The organism is Polaromonas hydrogenivorans (assembly GCF_040105105.1).
Lineage (GTDB): Bacteria > Pseudomonadota > Gammaproteobacteria > Burkholderiales > Burkholderiaceae_C > Polaromonas > Polaromonas hydrogenivorans.
Genome location: NZ_CP157676.1, coordinates 32,058 through 50,145, shown reverse-complemented (window position 1 = coordinate 50,145; position 18,088 = coordinate 32,058). Strand labels below are relative to the sequence as shown.

Genomic DNA, 18,088 nt, shown 5'->3' with positions numbered 1-18,088 from the left:
TGCCCCTGCTTGCACGAATGAGTAGTGCACCTGCCGGGTGGGGAGAAAGATGAGAGACCTGTTGACTGGATACACCATCCATGACTGAGCGCGATTCACTGGCAGCGTTGCAGGCGGAAAACAACCGCCTGGTTGCGCTGCTGGAGCAGCATGGCCTTGAATGGCGACTTGCGCCTCAAAAACCTGATTTCACGACTTCGACTGAAGAACCAGCAGGTCTCGTTCGTTATTCAGTCGATGCCAAGGTCGCCATGTTTCGGCGCCTGTTTCGTGGCCGAACCGATGTTTATCCTGTGCGCTGGGACAGCAAGGCCAGCGGCAAGTCGGGCTACTCGCCAGCCTGCGCCAATGAATGGCAGGCAGGCGTTTGCGACAAGCCTCGCATCAAATGCGGCGACTGCGCCCATCGATCGCTCATACCGCTGAGCGATCCGGTAGTCTATAAACACCTTGCCGGCCAGCACACCATCGGGGTGTATCCGCTGCTGGAAGATGACACTTGCTGCTTTCTTGCCGTCGATCTCGACGAAGCCCAGTGGCAGGAAGACGCCTTGGCTTTCATGCAGTCATGCCGTGACCTGGGGGTTCCAGCGGCTCTGGAGATCTCCCGTTCCGGCAAAGGCGCGCACGCATGGGTGTTCTTCAAAGGCAACGTGTTGGCCCGCGATGCCCGTCGCCTGGGTACCGCCATCATCAGCCATACCTGCTCGCGGACCCGGCAGCTGAAGCTGGCGTCCTACGATCGCCTGTTCCCGAACCAGGACACCATGCCCAAGGGTGGATTTGGCAACCTGATCGCGTTGCCGCTGCAAAAAAAGCCCCGCGAGAATGGCTGCAGCGTCTTTGTCGATGAAGCGCTGATACCTTACCCGGACCAGTGGGCGTTTCTGGCATCCATCGAGCAGATGGAGCCCGGCAATATCGAGCCCACCATTTTGCGGGCGACAGGCGGCGCGCACCCGCTCGACGTGACCTTTGTGGACGACGAGGACTTGGCGACTCCCTGGCTGCCGGCTGTTCCCGCTACCCGCAAACTGCCCGGGAAGATGCCTGCGTTACTGGCGGTGACGGTGGCCAATCAGATTTATTTTGAAAAGGCAGCCCTGCCTCAAGCCCTGGCCAACAGGCTCATCCGCCTGGCTGCGTTCCAGAACCCCGAGTTCTACAAGGCGCAAGCGATGCGAATGTCGGTGTGGGACAAGCCCCGCATCATTGGCTGTGCGCAAAACTATCCTCAGCACATTGCTTTGCCCCGTGGCTGCCTGGAGGCTGCGCAGGCGCTGCTGCTGGAAAACGGCATCGCCTGCGCGTTGCACGATGAGCGCTGTCGGGGCCAGATCCTTGATGTCAGCTTCAAGGGAATCCTGCGCCTGGACCAGGAGGCTGCGGTCGCAGGCCTGTTGCCTCATGACACTGGGGTGCTGTGCGCGCCGACGGCGTTTGGCAAGACGGTCGTGGCCGCCGATCTCATTGCCCGCCGGGGTGTGAACACCCTGGTTCTGGTGCATCGCACGGAGTTGCTCAAGCAGTGGCAAGAGCGCCTGCAGACTTTTCTGGGCGTGGGCAAGGAGGTGATCGGCGTCATTGGGGGCGGCGCCGCCAGACCCACTGGCCAGATCGACATTGCCGTGATGCAGTCGTTGTCCCGAAAAGGCGAAGTCCACCCTCTGGTGGCGCACTACGGCCAGGTGATTGTCGACGAATGCCACCATGTCGGGGCCTTGAGCTTTGACGCCATACTTCAAAGGGTCAAGGCCAAGTTTGTTCATGGGCTGACCGCCACGCCCATCCGCCGCGATGGGCAGCAGCCTATCATCTTCATGCAGTGTGGTCCGCTGCGCTACACGGCAGCCCGACCGTCGGGTGCGCCGCACGATCTGGAAGTCTCGCCACGCTACTGCCAGGCACGCATGGACATGCCTTCGGCGTCTGGCATCCAGGATGTTTTCCGCCACTTGGCGAACGACCAGAACAGAACCGAAGCGATTGCCCTTGAGATCCAGAGCGCCTATCGGCAAGGCAGAAAAGTGCTGGTATTGACCGAACGCACCGAGCACCTCGATGCGATCGTGGCGGCCCTTGAAGGCAAGGTGCCACCGCCCTTTGCGTTGCACGGCCGGATGCCCAGAAAACTGCGCGCCAAGCTGATTGCTGCGCTTGATGACCTGCCAGCCGATGCCCCCCGCATCCTGCTGGCCACGGGCAAGCTGGTCGGCGAAGGGTTCGATCATCCCGCGCTGGACACGCTGGTGCTGGCCATGCCGGTATCGTGGAAGGGCACCCTGCAGCAGTACGCCGGTCGCCTGCACCGTGACCACGCGACCAAGACCGATGTGCGCATCGTCGACTTCGTGGACACAGGCCACCCCGCGTTGCTGCGAATGTGGGACAAGCGCCAGCGCGGCTACCGGGCGATGGGCTACCGGATGGCCGAGCCGACGATCAACCCAGTACCGGCACAGATGCGGCTGGAGTGTCTGGCCGCCAACTGAAAACAGGTCGATGGTGACATTGCGGGTCGAACTCGGCACGGCGGGCCTTGCTGGCCCGGTGTGCTACTGCCTGGGCATGCGGTCCAGCTGCTCGGCCGACCTGCGCAGGCCCTGGAAGATGGAGGTCGCGACTTTTTCAGGAAAGCCCCTGGGCAGCTTGCTGGCGACATTGTCGATGGCCGCCGGGGTGCGTTCGAGCACCTGCCCGATCAGGTCTTCCGCGTCTGGCCGCTGGAAGCACCTGGCGGCCGTGCTGTTGAAGTGCCGACGCTGGACATCCTTGAAATGGTAGTGCTTGTTCTTGCCCAGCAGCGCCATCGCCAGCTTGGCCTTGTGCAGCGAGAACTGGCTCGCGCCGCGGCCTTCCACGGGCCAGATGGACATCACGTCGTACAGCGGTGTCAGCGCGTAACGGCCCTGGGGCAGCAGGCGGATGCTGAAATTCTTGGCGTGGCCGTCGGGCGCTGCCAGCATCCAGAACAGCACCTGGCTCTTGAGCAGCGTGGCCAGATCCTGCTCGGCCTGCACCGAGCCGCTCAGCACCCCGGCCAGGTCCGCCAGACCGGGCCCGCCATCGCTTTCATACTTCAGGTGTGACGGCACGCCCTTGACCTGGCAGAAATCTTCCTGCGGCAGGCGCATCAGCCACGTCCCGGAGGAATGCAGCCGGCGGTCGAACCGCTCCACGCCGAGCACTTTCTGGCGGCCGAACGTGAGCAGGGTGGTGTTGGCCACCGGCAGGCCATACTCGGCGAGCAAATGCATGCACAGCCACTCATTCTCGACCGAGGTGCTGAAGTCGGCCTTGCGCTGGCCCACCAGGCCGAGCGGCAGCTTCAGGATATGGTTGGTCGGCGTCGAGCCGTGGGGACGCATCCAGGCGCCGTCATGCCAAAGCAGGGCGGTCTTTTCCTGGGCGCCGGCCAGCGAAATGCGCAGCTCTTCGCCATCGTCGAGGTTGGACAGGGGTCCGGTGCTCGTCGTCTGGATGAGAAGTTTCTCGATGTCTTCTTCACGCATCGGCGTGCCGACGATGCGGGTGATGTCCGCGGGCGACTCGTCCACGCCCAGCAGCTGGACCGCGCCCACGCAGTCCCTGCCGATGGCCTGCAGCAGGTCAAAGGCCCCGGCGCTTTGAGTCTTGAATCGCGCAGCGAGCCGCCTGCGAATCGGTTCGCTGTCGGGCAGCAGGTTGTCGAAGAAGTTGTGCACACGCTCGCCCCTGAGCGCCTGCTCGCCGGTGTAGGGCAGCGACAGCGACAGCGGGCGTCCGCCCGGCGAGTTCATCCACTTGGCGTCGTAAGTGAATTCCATGTCGCCGCGGCTCGGAAGGCTCCAGGTGCCCACGCGCTGACCATTGGTCCACACGGACAGGGCGCGCGAATGGGATCTGCGGCCCATGGCTTACCACTCCGGCTCGGTAAGCGCCGCATTGCCGAGGTCATCACCCGGGCGCCCTTTGGTCTGCACCACCAACTCCAGGCGCAGCGCGGAGCACATGGCGAGTAACTGCGCCAGGCTGATGGAGCCCGGATCGAGCTCCATCGCTGACATGCGGCTTTGGCTGATGCCCAGGCGGCGGGCCAGTGCGGTCTGGGACAGCCGGGCCGATTTTCGGGCTGCCTGCAGGAGCGGGCCTGCCTGGTCGGCAACGGACAGGATTTGTTTCATGCGGGGTCTCGTGGTCAGGTGGGCGGCGTCAGACAGATAACCAATATTTGCAAAACAGGTATTTGCATTTTACCTGTTCTGAAGGTATTCACCAAATATCAGCTAGAGAGGTAATGACTGCCGGATCCTTCAACGAAAACGCCTGCGCTCAGGCGCCGATCATCTCTGCGGCACACCGCTGGCCTACATGACTTTTTCAAAAAAGTGCAGGGCAGCAGACTTGTCGCGCTTGACCGTCAGCAAGAAGTCCTTGTCGACTTCCACGCTGTAACTCCGAAGCGTTTACGGTCAGCAAGGCACCACAAAATAATCTGCAGCCGGATTCGAACACGTGATGTCAATCAGTGTTGTTATTTAACAGATGTCGTGGAATATTCCCCTTGGAAGCCTGGATGCTTCTAGGAATTATGTTCAGTGTTCCGCATCAGGCTCTCACTGCAGGTATGGCTGATCGCCGTGGAGGCTGCCTTGGCTGTCACGCCGTGCGCTTGGCCTGGGCATGTTCATCCCGCCATCGCGCACCTGTTGGGGCAACCCCAGCAACACGCTGATGCCCACCATCTTCTTCAGATCAGACATCGAGACGGTCGAATACTCGCGTGTCTCATCGTTGGTGACTTCCGGCGTGCTGCTGCTTCAGGCTGTAGAGCACCTTCCACAGGTATGTGGACACCACGACATGGCCGACTTGCTTGATGCCGCTACCGATACAGGCAGGGCCACAAACGAAATAAAGCTCAGCGCCGCCACAAAATTGCCTATCGGGAGACTGTCGATGGCGCTGGCTCCTGCCCTTGCAGGATATTCATCAGCTGATCGTGCCTGTTCGCATACCAGCGCAGCAGGCACTCTCGGTCCCGGCACGTCGCCTCGCGCCTGCGCCACTCTTCGCTGTTCTGGCGCCGAAAAGCGGCGCCGTCGGCAGCCGCGTTTTTCGCCCGTGCGTACACCCAGCCCAGTTCGCGGTCGAGCCGGGCAAGCTCGGCATCCGAACAAATCATCTTCTCGGGCATGGAGCGCGCCTTGGCGCAGTCAAAACTCGGTCCGGGCGATATTGCCGTGCTCGGCCTGTGCGGCGCCGGCAGGGCCGCTTGTGCAGCCTCATTGCGGCGGGCCTGCGATGGCGGCATCAAGGCTTGGGAAGTCGTTGAAGTGTCCTCCTGCGCCGACCTGACCGGCTGGCCCAGCGCCTTGAGCCCTTCGGCTGCAAGAGGGCCTGCTGGCTGTGGGCGATACCGAACTGCTGCGCCAGGTGATGGAAAACCTGATCGGCAATGCCTGGAAATTCACCGCAAAAGCGTCTGCGCCGCAAATCCGGGTCGGGCAATTGCAAACTGCTGGCCCAGAGGCGGCAACCTATTTCGTGCGGGACAACGGCGCCGGCTTCGAAATGTTGTATGTCGGCAAGCTGTTTGGCACCTTCGAGCGTCTGCATTCACCGGAGGAGTTTTCAGGATCGGGCATTGGCCTGGCGACATCGCAACGCATCATTTCATGCCACGGGGGCCGCATCTGGGCCGAAAGCGCGGTGGGGCAAGGCGCTACATTTTTCTTCTCGCTGCCCGGCTGTCCCAAGAGTCCGGGCTTGATGGACGCTGCGCGGTAGCGCTTGGAACGCGCGACTAAGGCAGCAACATTGGTATGTGGCCTCAATGAAAATGAGGCTGGATTTTTGAGGTGGCTTTATCGGATGCATCACAACTCGAAAATCCGAACAGATGGGTCAACTCTGTGAAAATCTGCAGTGGGAAAGAGTCTTGTGAAGGCGCCAAAAGGGGATCAGCCTTTTTGCGGAAAGAGTTAAGGGCTTGTTTCGAAATAACTTGAGCAATTGAGAGAAAATTTTCCAATCAAATTGCTTTAAAAATTAAACAAGTTATTTGTCAACAAGCCCTGGCGGTGGAAAAGTATCTGGAGTTTTGGCATGAGCCAAGGGATTAGCGTGTATTTCTCAAAGGTGTGAACATCCTTTCATTCGTGAATTACAACTTCACTCAACTTTCGCTGTTGCGAATTTATTCTACGGCGCTGCTTTCTAAAGTGCATTTGAAAGTGTTACGAAGTAAGCCACCTGCCAACCGGCTGTACCTTTCTAGTGGAGATGCGTTTTTCTCAGTGTGGCAGGCCTCCAAAAGTGATGCAGATAAGCGCGGCCATAGGTGTCATTTTTTGATACATTTTGAGGATTCGAAGGGCTACCCCGTTTGAGCTACTTTTGGTCGGCGACAACACCCGATCCCCGTGGGACCGCGCAGGTAGCTGATGAAGCCTTTTTCATGACCGTCATCGCCAAGTAGCAGGAGATTGAAAATCCTTGTGTCGGTGGTTCGATTCCGCCCCAGGCCACCAAGGTTTACCTTGCAAAGAAGCCAACCCATGCGGTTGGCTTCTTTGTTTTCGGGGACAAACAGTCCTCGCGTCCGGCCCATTTCCGGGCTGCTGCTTTTTTCGGAAAGCTTGCCCCACTTCTCCCTCTGCCAATGTAAATTCCCACTTGGCCGTACTTGCTAGTCGGTGGTTCGCACTGACACTGCTGGCACACCGAAACTGATCAAACGTGTTGAACGTACCTGTGTCAGGTGTGCCGGCAGCAACTATCGGCAACTCCGCCGAGTTGACCGCGACTGTGGAAAACTTACAACAACCGGCCTCCACGAAAGACGGGCGGTTCAACAAGCCGTCATAGAGAGATTGGATTTAATTCCAGCTGGTATGTACGCTGTCGAACATACAAACCGTCCTTGATTCCTAATACTTGGATTTCCGCGAGATCTCTGCCATAAGTGGTGAATCAAGCCTGACCTGCCCCTGGAATCCAATGATGCATCTTTCTTCCGACCCCCAAGCCAAACAGATGCTCGCCGCGCTGCCCGATGACGAGTGGCAGTGCTGGCTGCCGCCGCTTGAACGGGTCGACATGCCTCTGGGTCAGGGGTCAAACTTTTTGACCAAAGGCAGTTCCATGCCGACAAGCCATCAGCTGGCTCCCCATGGCGCCTTGCAGCCCATGTGGCCCAGTTTCCTGACGGGCCAGGCCGAGCACCCGGTTCGTGTCCTGCTGGTCGATGACGATCTCCACATGAGCCGTGTGATTGCCCACGAATTGCTGGGCGATCTGCGGATCAACCTGCTGGGCCAAGGCCGCAGCGTGCGGGAGGGCCGCCGCCTGATCAGTCAGAATGAGTTCGATGTGATGCTGGTTGATCTGAACCTGGGCGACGGCACCGGTTTTGACCTGATTGAATACATGAAAACTGTTCGTCCGATGGCTGAGGCCATCGTCATCTCGGCCATGGAGGACGAGCAGCATGCCCTGCATGCGTTCGATCTCGGCGCCACCGGCTACCTGGTCAAAAACTCCTGGTTCGGCAACTTTCCGCAGGCGATTCTGCAGGTGGTCAATGGCGGAGCTTCGATCACGCCCAACCTGGCGCGCCGGCTGCTGAGCAAGTTCGAGCCGCCTCAAGCCAATGTTGAGCCGCTGCCCGTGAACCAAGGCAAGGACAACAAGCTGTCCGAGCGCGAACAACAAGTCCTCAAGCTGGTCGCCTCGGGCCATAGCAGCACTGAAATTGGCGCACGGCTGGTCATCAGCGGGCAGACCGCCAACACGCACATCAAGAACATTTACCGCAAGCTCAATGTGCGCAACCGTGCGCAAGCAGTCAGTTTTGCGGCAAACCACGGGCTTTTTTAACCAGCCTGATTTTTACTACTCAACGTCTAAAGTTGGGCGGTCCAGACGAGAGTCCTGCTGGCAAAAGGCGTTCATACTCCTTCTTGACCACTGCATAACACTCGCAGCTGCGTTTTTCCAGCGCCGGGCGGTCGAGCACCGTGATACGACCGCGTGAATAGGAAATCAGGCCAGTTTTTGCAGCTTGCGCGCACTTTCGGTCACGCTTTCGCGGCGTACGCCCAGCATGTTGGCGATCAGTTCCTGCGTCATCACCAGCTCGTTGCACTGCAGGCGGTCCAGGCTCAGCAGCAGCCAGCGGCACAGTTGCTGGTCGAGCGAATGGTGCCGGTTGCACACGGCGGTTTGCGCCATTTGCGTGATCAGCGCCTGGGTGTAGCGCAGCAACAGGTGCAGCACCGGGGCACGCGTGAACTCGTCCTTGATCGCCTGCGCGCCCAGCATGAACCCTTGTCCGGCGCTTTGCACGACCGCGCGGTTGGGCGTGGACTCACTGCCCATGAACAGGGCAATGCCGACCAGGCCCTCATTGCCGACAACGGCAATCTCGGCCGAGGCGCCGTTTTCCATCACGTACAGCAATGAAACGATGGCAGTGGTGGGAAAGTGAACGTGGCTTTGCTGGGCGCCCGACTCGTACAGCACTTTACCCAATGGCAACTCGATCCACTGCAGTTGCGGAAGCCAGCGCTGCCATTCGGCATCGGGCAGCGCGGCCAGCAAGTGGTTGTGTCTGGGATCGACGATGATGGTCATCAGGAAGTCCCCGGCGGGCCTGGGTTTAATGCTTGTCCCTGCGCTGCCATGCCCGGCAATGGACCTGCGCTATGAGGCCTGCTGCTGAGGAAGCAGTCGGTCGTATTCATCTTTGACCACCTGGTAGCACTCGCACGTGCGCTTTTCCACGCCTGCCCGGTCAATCACCGTGATTCGGCCATCCAGATACCGAATGAGCCCGGCATCCTGAAGATTCAGGGCGCCTTGCGTCATTTTTTCATCGGTCGCGCCGAGCATGTTGGAGATCAGCTTTCGCGTCATCACCAGCTCGTTGCCCGAATGACGGTCCAGGCTCAGCAGCAACCAGCGGCACAGCTGCTGGTCCAGCGTGTGGTGCCGGTTGCAGGCGGCCGTTTGCGTCATCTGCGAAATCAGCGCCTGCGTGTAGCGCAGCAGCAAGTGGGCAACGGGGAGTGAGCGTTCAAACTCCGCTTTCAGGGTTTGCGCCTTGATGCGGAAACCCTGGCCTGCATTCTGGACAACGGCCCGGCTGGGCGTGGAGCCGCCGCCCATGAAGAGCGAAATGCCGACCACGCCTTCACTGCCAATGACGGCGATCTCGGCCGAGTCGCCGTCTTTCATCACGTAGAGCATTGATACGATGGCCGTGGTCGGAAAGTAAGCATGGCTGAGCGTGCCCCCGGACTCGTAAATCACCTGGCCCAGCGCCATCTCGGCAGGCTCCAGCTGAGGCAGCCAGCGCCGCCATTCCGCATCGGGCAAGGCGGCAAGCAGCCGGTTGTCCCTGGGGTCAGACAGAGTGTTCATGCTCACAAATATACACACTTACCGGGTTTGATTCAAAGGGCATCAGAAACCTTGGTCGCCTGTGAGTGCGACGGTTGAGGAGTGAGCTCTGCCTGAGCTGCGGCCAGCCCATGGCGCCAGAGCGGGCAAGCGTCGGTGATTCAGCGCCCTCGAGCCCAAGCCGGTGCTCGAAAAAGCGAGGTAGCGTGCATCATCAAGGGGCGCTGCAGTGTTGGCAACGACCAAGATGCGCGCAGACGGGGAATTGTTTTCCCGGACTTGACGTGTTTGTATGACGCAGCCGTTGGGCTGACCCATGGGCACCAACCGAACGAGCCATCAACCACAGGTCCCTTGGGAAGACACCCCCTGTAAAGACGCTCATCACCCATCTGGTCGAAGACAATGCGCTCATCCGCGAAAATCAGATCGAAACGCTTCCGGGGGCTTCGGGGGATCGGCGACGTCTCACACATCACCTGCTCCGAGACGCAGGCCGAGGCCATCCGTTGGCTCGAGCTGCATCCTGGTGCATGGCATCTGCCCATCGTGGACCTTTTTTGAAGGAAAGGCAGCGGGCTGGGCGTGCTGGCGCGATGCAAAAGACGCGAGTGGTACCAGAAAGTCGTCGTTCTGACCAATTACGCCACTTCTGACATTCGCCGACGGGCGACCGAGCTGGGCGCCGACGCCATCTTCGACAAGTCAAGCGAATTCGACGGGACTGTTGGCCTACTGTATTGAGCAGACGGTCCGTCTCGAGAACGAAGACGTACAGCACGCTCAGAAGGAAACCCTCGGGCGCAGTGCCCAAGCACGGGTGCCAGCCCGGCAGGCTGACGTGCCCTGTTGACCTTTGAGTTGACGGGCGTTGCGGCGTGCAAGTCGGCAGGAGCGGCAAGACGGTTCGCCGGGGCGCACCGTCTTGCGTGCATGCACACGGCCTTGTCTGAGGAGGCGCCGGCGCAGGGAGGAGGCCACGGGCCACGGCGTAGCGCATCGGGAGCCGTAGATTTCTGACTGAACTGGCGCGCGCTGCGCAGCGCGTGCCGGGCTGCATCGGGCGCGAAGCGCCAGCTTGCGGTTGCCTCAACGAGCCTGGTGTTGTTTTCAAGCCCGAGGCCGTCTCGTCTGTACGTTGGCGCACAGACCATGCGCTTGAAACTTTCTATAACAAGCGCATCAGGAAAAAAGCACGCGCCGGCATCGGTGGCAGCGCCTGAACGTCGTTGCGACGCCATGCATCACTTATTGAAGCCTGAGCGCCGACATGAATCAACCCCTTCCCTACCCTGAGCGCGGCTCCAGAAGCCCGGCACGCCCCAATCTGGCCGCATCATGCATCGTCAAGCGCATGCGCGAATCCAAGTATTACGCCGGCAATGCCTTGCGTCGCAGCATCTGGAAGGAAAGTCAGGAGGGAGCCGCTGCGCCGGCAAGTGCCGCATGGCGAACCCGATCGCTGGACATCGAGATCGGCGACTGGGAGATTTTGTTCGAGGCCATCCAGACCAGGCTCAGGCTGGCAGCGGGCGTGTGGCTTGACGTCACGCTGCAGGCGCCCTCGCCTGAGAGAGTGAGAGTTTTTCTCCAGACCTTGCAAACTGGCATGCAACTGGCTTGTCAAGCGGCATGACGAAACATACAGATCACGAAGACGGGATGGTAAAGGTGAGCCTGTTCGAGGACATGCCCCAGCCCAGTCCTGCACAGGTGCAACAGGACCAGGCGAAGGCGGCCAGCAAGCGCCGGCAAGGATCGCCACGGTTGCTGCAGCCCGATCGTTTGCAGGTTGAGTTGCGGGCCTCGGACCTGGAATCGTTGCTGCCTGAGGACCATCGGGCCCGGTTGGTATGGGGCTACGTCGTGCGCCAGGACCTGAGCAAATTGGTCGAGGCGGTGAAGGCACGCGGCTCCCACGCCGGCCGTGCTGCGATCGACCCGTACATCCTGTTCGCCCTGTGGCTGTACGCCACGCTGGACGGCGTGGGCAGTGGGCGCGAAGTTACGCGGCTGAGCCAGGAGCACGACGCGTACCGATGGATCTGCGGGGGCGTGTCGGTGAACTACCACGCACTCAACGACTTTCGCGCTGGCAATGAAGCGCTGATGGACGAACTGCTGAGCGACAACGTGGCCGCTTTGGCAGCCGCCGGTGCCATCAGCCTGCAGCGCGTGGCGCAAGACGGAATGCGCGTGCGTGCAGATGCAGGCGCGGCCTCGTTTCGCCGCCAAGCCAGCCTGCAGGAACACCTGAGCGAGGCCAGCGAGCTGGTGCAAATGATCAAGACACAGACGCAGGCCGACCCGGGAAAGGCCAAGCGCCAAGCGCAGGCGGCCAAGCTGCGCGCAGCCCAGGAGCGGGAGCAGCGCATTCAGGCGGCACTGGAACAACTGCCCGAAGTGGCGGCGGCCAAGAAGCGCAACGGGGCCAAGGCTGAAGACGCCCGGGCGAGCACGACGGACCCCGACGCGCGTGTCATGAAGATGGGCGACGGCGGCTTCCGGCCGGCCTTCAATGTGCAATTCGCCACCGAGTGCGAAGGCCAGGTCATCGTCGGCATGGACGTGGTCAACGCCGGCAGCGACATGGCCCAGCTCGCCCCCATGGTCCGGCAAGTCGAGCAGCGTCTGGGCCAGAGCCCGGATCAGTGGCTGGTCGATGGCGGCTTCCCCGCGCACGAGCAGATCGACGCGGTGGCCGGCAAGACCGAGGTCTATGCGCCGGTGCCCGAGCCCAAAGCCAGGAAGGACGCGAAGAAAGACGCGAACAAGGATGAACCAAAGGACGAGCCGGGCAAACAGGTGCAGCAGGACAAGCACCAGCCCAAGCCTGGTGACTCCGAAGCGGTGGCCAGCTGGCGCCAGCGCATGGCCAGTCCCCAGGCCAGGGATATCTACAAGCAGCGCGCGGCCACGGCTGAATGCGTCAACGCCCAAGCGCGCAACCGAGGACTGCTGCGAATGCCCGTGCGCGGCTTGACCAAGGTCCGATCCGTGGTGGGCCTGTTCGTGCTGGCGCACAACCTGATGCGCACCATGGTCGCGCTCGCGCCGCAGCTCATTGGTTGGGGACCAGGTCCGTGCGCAATGGTCGCGCAGGCCGCATGAGAGGGCAGGAAATGACTGAAAAAGCCAAAACAGGCCGTTTACGAGAGCCCGCAGCGTCAATTGCGCGAATGGGCCGCGCAATTCGTCCATGTGTCGCCGCAGTTGCCGCGAATAGCGGCTGGCAAGGCTTGCGTGCCAATGACCGAAAAACTCTCAGCCTCTGAGGCCTTGGCGCAGGTGCGGGCCACTGTCCTCGATTGCGCAGCCGCCATGGACTTGCTGCATGCCGCATTGACGCAAGAACGCGGCCTGGGCCACATGCCAGAGGGAAAGCGCAGACGCGATGCGCAGAGCCCCGAGCTTTGAACTTCGCCGAACGGAAATGCGCCGGCGCAGTGAGTTGAAATTGCGTTGAATCATTCCCGACTTCGCAATGTCCGCGCATCGTTTGCAAGGCGCTCGGAGTCCGCTTGAAAAGCGGGGCACGTTGGTTCACACAAGCGGGGCCCGTTCCAACCCTTATTTGAACACTCAGGCGAGCGCAGCCCGCGAGGGATACATCACCACCGAATCGGACGTCGGGCGAACGCGCTCGTTGTCAGCGGCTTCGGCCGGCTGGCTGCTCGTTGAGCCAACCTGCAAGGCAGCGCTGAGTTCCGCCTCGATGCGGCCGATTCGCTCGGCATACATGATGGTCAATGCCCGATGGTGCTCGGCCGCCGCCTGATGCTCGACCCGCTTGAGGTTGGCTTCTTCCAGATACTCGCGGGATTTGCGGATGTGCTTCTGAGCCTGGGGTTCAAATGGATAAAACCTCATGAGATCCTTTACTGTGCACGCGGGGTGGATGGTTGAAACCCAGTGCTGGGTGACCGTGGGTTTTTAGTCGTTGGCATACGATTTTTTTCGTTTCCCGAGACGACCCCGGGTAGCCTGGTGCGCTGCATTGGCTTGCAGGCCTGTCTGCACGGTCCTGGGTTTCATGGCGGCCCTTGGTCCGTGCTGCCGCCCGGCGAGTGCGATTGGATCAACAGTGCCTGGCAGCGCGTCAAAACGGCGTCATCCCGCGCATCGCTTTCCAGGGTGGTCTGATGGTGCTTGCACCCTCCATGCGGGTCACGCTGTTGAATGGCACTGACCACAGCCCAGCACCCGCGTACCGGTTCGAAAGCGCAGCAGGTGGCGCAGGTCCTTTTCGCCAAACTCATTTTTTGTCTCCTCTACCCTGTGCAATGTCTGTAGAGCATTTGCGCACATTGGTTTTTTTGTGTGACAGCCGATTCAGATTGTATGCTGTTGAGCTTAGAGCGCCTGGGATGTCAGCTGGACAAGCTGGATGTTTGTGGCTGTACAGCACCCGTTTTTTATGCGGGAACCCGGCGCTTTTTGCCAGCGTTTTGGGTGATTTGAAGCCGTCTGCGCACCTGTAGACGGCTAGCTTGGGTGAGCAAAGTCGATGACATGCCCGCAGCCTTGATGCGATCGGCCCGCTCCTTCGTTCGCAACGGTTCGGCTTGAGCTCAAGGTGCAGGGCGCAATGGAACGAAAAACACGGTGAAGGAATGCAGCTGCGCTGCAGACGACGCGACACGGTCGCTGGATGGACATTGAACAGTCTGGCCGCTGCCGCTGCGGTTTTCTGACCCATGTTGACCAGGCTCACGATTTTTCGCTGCTGGTTGGGCCTGAATTTGTGGAGTCCGTCCCCCCCGGCCTTGCTTGCGGGCCCTGTTTGTATCCCCAAGACACGCTCGCGTTGCTTCTAGCCTGGCGACAAGCCCGATGAATCCGCCTGCGTGCGCGAAACGCGACTGGTCAAGCCACCAGGGCCACCACGGGAGAAGCGCGCTCATTTCGACGCATCCTTGCGCGTCACAAGGAAATGCATAGCCGCGCTGCCTGGTGCATCGGCTGAAAAACCTCAATTCCCGGTGAATGTCAAGCTACTTGTCGCCTGTCCCCAGCGAACACTGCGGTGCGACATACCTGCCAACGTGCCCCTGGCGTTCGATGCGCATCGAATGCGCCAGGTGCTGACGAATCTGCTCAGCAATGCCGTGCAGCACGGAGATGCTGCGTTTCCCGTATTCCTTCTGGTTCAGGATCATGAGGCAGGGTGATGATGGTGGTGAAGAACCAAGGCACGCCGATTCCTCCTGATGCGATGCAGTGCCTGAAATTGGGCCGAGTAGTTACGTTTTTTTGACCTTTGAGCGTCAGAAAGTGTCATATGCAGCGCTCCCGTTGTTGACGATACCGAAGGTGTGACTGTTGAGCCATTATCTCAACAACAAAGCATTGTTGATGTTGTGTTTTAGCCTTCAGTGAAGACGCGCGAGCATGGCGCGCCATGTACTGATCGTGAACCACGCGGTCACTGAAGGTGCAAAATTCTGGGCTCGATGCCAGGCAGCTAACTGGCTCGAAAAGAAAAAACCGCCCCTCCCAGGGCGGTTGACTTTGAAGACCTCGCCGGCAGCAAAGGCCAGTTGACGGCCTTGTTATCGGCCGTCGCGGTCGAAATCGCCTGGAAGAGCCCGCTCAATGCGGTGCCAGGCGTCACGCGTGGCAGGGCCTGCCTGATCCCAGGTCAGACGGGATGTGCCGCGTTGGCGTTCCCAGTCACTCTGCAGCGAGGTTTGCACCTCGTCAAAGCTGCGGCCGGCGTAGCGGTCCCGACTTTGATAGCCCAGGCGGTACGCTGGCTGGTAGTCTTGATCGTAGCTGTACCCGTCCACATAACCTGGGCGCGTGGCATAGCTGGTGCGCCAGTAGATGTCCTCGGCGGCCGGGTTGACGGCAGCGGCCAGCCCATTGCCTGCCGCTGCACCAGCCAGGCCCCCGACAGCTGCACCGATGGCCATGCCCACCGGACCGCCTACCGCGCCGACCATGGCGCCAGTGGCGGCGCCGGTACCCACGCCAACCCCAGTAGCCAAGTTGTGATCGCCGACTTCATCGCAATGTTTGGAATTGACTGCTTCTCCAGCGCCCTTGCCGGCCAGGTGACCTGCCGTGGCACCAATCGCTGCGCCTACAACAGCACCGACCGGACCGGCCACCGAACCGACGGCCGCACCCGCGAGCGCACCGCCACCCGTGCCGGTACCTGAAGCCAGGTGATGTTCCTGCAGGTCATCGTCGCGCTTTGGATTGGCCACTTCACCAACGCCTTCGCCGGCTTTGTTGCCAGCCACCGCACCAATGGCAGCGCCGGCAACCATACCGATCGGACCAGCGGCCGCACCGATCGCAGCGCCCGCGAGTGCACCGCCACCCGTGCCGACGCCAGAAGCCAGGTTGTGATTGGGCAAGTCGTCGGTCATCTTGGGGTTGGCGACTTCGCCAGCACCTTCACCTGTCTTGCCGCCAGCCACTGCCCCAATCACTGCACCGGCTGCCATGCCAACAGGCCCACCCACAGCGCCTATTGCCGCACCTGCGAGTGCGCCGCCACCAACGCCAACGCCAGTTTCGAGGTTGTGGTCGCCCAGACGGTCGGTAGGGTCGGGATTCACCACTTCGGCCGCGCCACGTCCGGTCATGGCGCCTGCCGCCGCGCCGATGGCGGCGCCGGCTGCCATCCCGATCGGGCCGCCAATTGCACCGACGCTCGCACCAGCAATGGCGCCACCACTGGCGCCTACGGTGGTTCCGACCGCGTGCTCTTGCGGTGCACCGCCTTCGGTTGGATTCATTCCTTCCGCAACGCTCTTGCCTGCCAGGCCGCCGGCAATGGCGCCAATGGCCGCGCCAACGATGGTTCCGATGGGGCCGGCAACCGCAGTGCCCACGGCAGCGCCAGTGACAGCGCCCCCAGTGGCGCCAACGCCTGTACCAACAGGGTGAGCGCCGGGTTCGCCGGTTATGGGATCTTGATTGCGCGGATTGGTATCACTCATGGCTGTCTCCTAAACTGGACGTTTGATTGGGCAAATGCAGCCAGCATTGCAGCTGACTGCCAAGCCAGGCAACACAGTGTTTTCAATCTCCCCGGGTGTCAGAATTGTTGTCGCCTCCGATTTTCCGCGGGTTATCCGCAGCGCAAGCGACATTTCATGCACAGAAAACCTCATTCCCATCACTCCACCGAATTCAAGGAGCAGGCACTGCTCAAAGCCCGCCATCGCGGCGCGCGTTCAATTCTGAGCCTTGCCAGCGAGCTGAACATGTCTGCCGGCACCCTCAAGCGATGGGTGCTGGACTCGGCCAAGGCCGGCGAACAGGCACTCGGGGAGACAAGCCCTGCGCTGGACGGCCCGGCTGCATCTTGGTCGCCATCGCAGCGCCTGAGGGCTCTGCAGGAAAGCTACGCATTCAATGGCCCGGCACTGGCGGCGTGGTGCCGCGAGCGTGGTGTGTTCGAGCACCAGTTGGTGCAGTGGCGCGAAGAGTTTTGCACCCCGGTCGCGCCCGCCTCGCGCGAGGCAACGGGTGCCTTTCGAGAACTCCAGCGTCAGCACGAGCAGCTCCAGCGTGAATTGCGGCGCAAGGAAAAAGCGCTGGCCGAGGTAGCCGCCTTGCTGGTGTTGCAAAAAAACTTCCAGGCGCTGCTGGAGGGCGCGGACAAATGACGTCCGTCCAGCAGCGCCAAAAGTTGCTCGGCCTGATCGGCAAGGCCTGCGCCGACGGGGCGCGCTTGAAGCCGGCTTGCCATCAAATCGGGCTGTCCTGCCGTAGCGTGCAGCGCTGGCAGCGCACGCAGGCGGCCGAGGGCGACCAGCGTCCTTCGGGCAAGCGGCGCTATGTGTGCCCGCCCAACAAGCTGCGCGAGGACGAGCGCCAGGCGGTGATGGCCACGCTCAACAGCGAAGCGTTCAAGGACTTGCCGCCGAGCCAAGTCGTGCCTCGCCTGGCCGACCGCGGCGTCTATGTGGCCTCGGAGTCCACGATGTACCGAATACTTCGACAGCAGGGCCAACTGGGCCATCGACGCTCGGAGCGCGCAGCACAAAAGCGAAGCCGGCCGCGCGCCCTTGCCGCCACCGGAGCCGATCAGGTGTTCTGCTGGGATATCACGTATCTGCCCACTCAGGTGCGCGGCCAGCACTTTTACCTGTACCTGTTCGAGGATTTGTTCAGCCGCAAGATCGTGGGCTGGCAGGTGTTTGACTGCGAGAGCGCCGAGCTGGCCAGCCAGTTGCTGCGTGACATCTGTGAGAGCCAGGGCATTCGCCCGGGCCAGCTAACGGTGCATTCGGACAACGGCTCGCCCATGAAGGGCGAGACCATGCTGGCGGCCATGCAGCGCCTGGGCGTGGCGCACACGCGCAGCCGTCCGTCCGTGAGCAATGACAATCCGTACGTCGAATCAGCGTTCAGAACGCTGAAGTACCGCCCCGAACTGCCTGTCAAGCCGTTCGAGAACCTGCTGGCCGCAAGGCGCTGGGTCACCGAGCTGGCCCATTGGTACAACCACGAGCATCGCCACAGCGCCATTGGCTTCGTGACACCGGCGCAGCGCCATGCCGGCCTGGACCGGGCACTGCTTGAGCAGCGCGCGCTCGTCTATGAACAGGCCCGCCAGGAAAATCCTCAGCGCTGGTCAGGGCAGCCTCGCCAGTGGGCGCATGTCGATGTCGTGCACCTCAACCCAGAAACCAAGCAACAAACCAAGGAGCCTGAATCCAAGCAAAAAACAGCCTGACTCACT

General features: G+C 61.2%; 15 protein-coding genes and 1 pseudogene. 8 read left to right on the top strand and 8 right to left on the bottom strand.

Features of this window, described 5'->3' with window-relative positions; translation table 11 throughout:
• Positions 1 to 80 precede the first annotated feature (80 nt).
• Positions 81 to 2,492, top strand: coding sequence for a TOTE conflict system archaeo-eukaryotic primase domain-containing protein (locus ABLV49_RS21015; RefSeq protein WP_349282238.1), 2,412 nt, complete (start codon positions 81 to 83; stop codon positions 2,490 to 2,492).
• Positions 2,493 to 2,555: 63 nt separating this feature from the next.
• Here the strand turns inward: ABLV49_RS21015 and ABLV49_RS21010 are convergent, their stop codons facing one another.
• The 3 genes from ABLV49_RS21010 to ABLV49_RS21000 form a co-directional block, all read right to left on the bottom strand.
• Positions 2,556 to 3,893 carry a type II toxin-antitoxin system HipA family toxin gene (locus ABLV49_RS21010; protein WP_349282236.1) on the bottom strand — a complete coding sequence of 446 codons (1,338 nt, stop codon included), beginning with the start codon at positions 3,891 to 3,893 and terminating at the stop codon, positions 2,556 to 2,558.
• A 3-nt stretch (positions 3,894 to 3,896) separates the two neighbouring features.
• The gene (locus ABLV49_RS21005) at positions 3,897 to 4,163 is read right to left on the bottom strand and encodes a helix-turn-helix domain-containing protein (protein ID WP_349282234.1); all 267 of its coding nucleotides are present in this window, start codon (positions 4,161 to 4,163) and stop codon (positions 3,897 to 3,899) included.
• A gap of 758 nt (positions 4,164 to 4,921) precedes the next feature.
• Positions 4,922 to 5,293, bottom strand: coding sequence for a lysozyme inhibitor LprI family protein (locus ABLV49_RS21000; protein WP_349282232.1), 372 nt, complete (start codon positions 5,291 to 5,293; stop codon positions 4,922 to 4,924).
• Between the two features lie 95 nt (positions 5,294 to 5,388).
• Here ABLV49_RS21000 and ABLV49_RS20995 point away from each other — a divergent pair, with 95 nt between their 5' ends.
• Positions 5,389 to 5,769 carry a sensor histidine kinase gene (locus ABLV49_RS20995; protein ID WP_349282231.1) on the top strand — a complete coding sequence of 127 codons (381 nt, stop codon included), beginning with the start codon at positions 5,389 to 5,391 and terminating at the stop codon, positions 5,767 to 5,769.
• Positions 5,770 to 7,125: 1,356 nt separating this feature from the next.
• Positions 7,126 to 7,860 (top strand): response regulator transcription factor, encoded by a 735-nt coding sequence (locus tag ABLV49_RS20990; RefSeq protein WP_349282434.1) that lies wholly within the window; start codon positions 7,126 to 7,128, stop codon positions 7,858 to 7,860.
• Positions 7,861 to 7,879: 19 nt separating this feature from the next.
• Here the strand turns inward: ABLV49_RS20990 and ABLV49_RS20985 are convergent.
• Positions 7,880 to 8,616 (bottom strand): annotated as a pseudogene (locus tag ABLV49_RS20985) (Crp/Fnr family transcriptional regulator).
• 69 nt (positions 8,617 to 8,685) lie between these two features.
• The gene (locus ABLV49_RS20980; RefSeq protein WP_349282229.1) at positions 8,686 to 9,405 is read right to left on the bottom strand and encodes a Crp/Fnr family transcriptional regulator; all 720 of its coding nucleotides are present in this window, start codon (positions 9,403 to 9,405) and stop codon (positions 8,686 to 8,688) included.
• Between the two features lie 1,249 nt (positions 9,406 to 10,654).
• On the opposite strand from ABLV49_RS20980, the gene ABLV49_RS20975 reads away from it, so the two are divergent.
• The 3 genes from ABLV49_RS20975 to ABLV49_RS20965 all read left to right on the top strand — a co-directional run bounded on the left by ABLV49_RS20975 (position 10,655) and on the right by ABLV49_RS20965 (position 12,801).
• Positions 10,655 to 11,020: a hypothetical protein gene (locus ABLV49_RS20975; protein ID WP_349282228.1), complete on the top strand. Its 366-nt coding sequence runs from the start codon at positions 10,655 to 10,657 to the stop codon at positions 11,018 to 11,020.
• Positions 11,021 to 11,046: 26 nt separating this feature from the next.
• Positions 11,047 to 12,495: an IS1182 family transposase gene (locus ABLV49_RS20970; protein ID WP_349282432.1), complete on the top strand. Its 1,449-nt coding sequence runs from the start codon at positions 11,047 to 11,049 to the stop codon at positions 12,493 to 12,495.
• A 138-nt stretch (positions 12,496 to 12,633) separates the two neighbouring features.
• Entirely contained in the window at positions 12,634 to 12,801 is a 168-nt protein-coding gene (locus ABLV49_RS20965) for a hypothetical protein (RefSeq protein WP_349282227.1), read from the top strand.
• Positions 12,802 to 12,966: 165 nt separating this feature from the next.
• On the opposite strand, the gene ABLV49_RS20960 is transcribed toward ABLV49_RS20965, so the two are convergent.
• The 3 genes from ABLV49_RS20960 to ABLV49_RS20950 all read right to left on the bottom strand — a co-directional run bounded on the left by ABLV49_RS20960 (position 12,967) and on the right by ABLV49_RS20950 (position 16,337).
• On the bottom strand, positions 12,967 to 13,254 hold the full coding sequence (locus ABLV49_RS20960) for a hypothetical protein (protein WP_349282225.1): 288 nt from the start codon (positions 13,252 to 13,254) through the stop codon (positions 12,967 to 12,969).
• Between the two features lie 1,124 nt (positions 13,255 to 14,378).
• Positions 14,379 to 14,543 carry a hypothetical protein gene (locus ABLV49_RS20955; RefSeq protein WP_349282224.1) on the bottom strand — a complete coding sequence of 55 codons (165 nt, stop codon included), beginning with the start codon at positions 14,541 to 14,543 and terminating at the stop codon, positions 14,379 to 14,381.
• A 393-nt stretch (positions 14,544 to 14,936) separates the two neighbouring features.
• The gene (locus ABLV49_RS20950; RefSeq protein WP_349282222.1) at positions 14,937 to 16,337 is read right to left on the bottom strand and encodes a hypothetical protein; all 1,401 of its coding nucleotides are present in this window, start codon (positions 16,335 to 16,337) and stop codon (positions 14,937 to 14,939) included.
• Between the two features lie 156 nt (positions 16,338 to 16,493).
• Between ABLV49_RS20950 and ABLV49_RS20945 the strand changes: the two genes are divergently transcribed.
• Both ABLV49_RS20945 and ABLV49_RS20940 read left to right on the top strand, forming a co-directional pair.
• Complete coding sequence (locus ABLV49_RS20945; RefSeq protein WP_349279284.1) at positions 16,494 to 17,009, top strand: transposase; 516 nt, start codon at positions 16,494 to 16,496, stop codon at positions 17,007 to 17,009.
• Entirely contained in the window at positions 17,006 to 18,082 is a 1,077-nt protein-coding gene (locus ABLV49_RS20940; RefSeq protein WP_349276567.1) for an IS3 family transposase, read from the top strand. Before ABLV49_RS20945 ends, ABLV49_RS20940 begins: the two co-directional genes overlap by 4 nt.
• Positions 18,083 to 18,088: the final 6 nt, after the last annotated feature.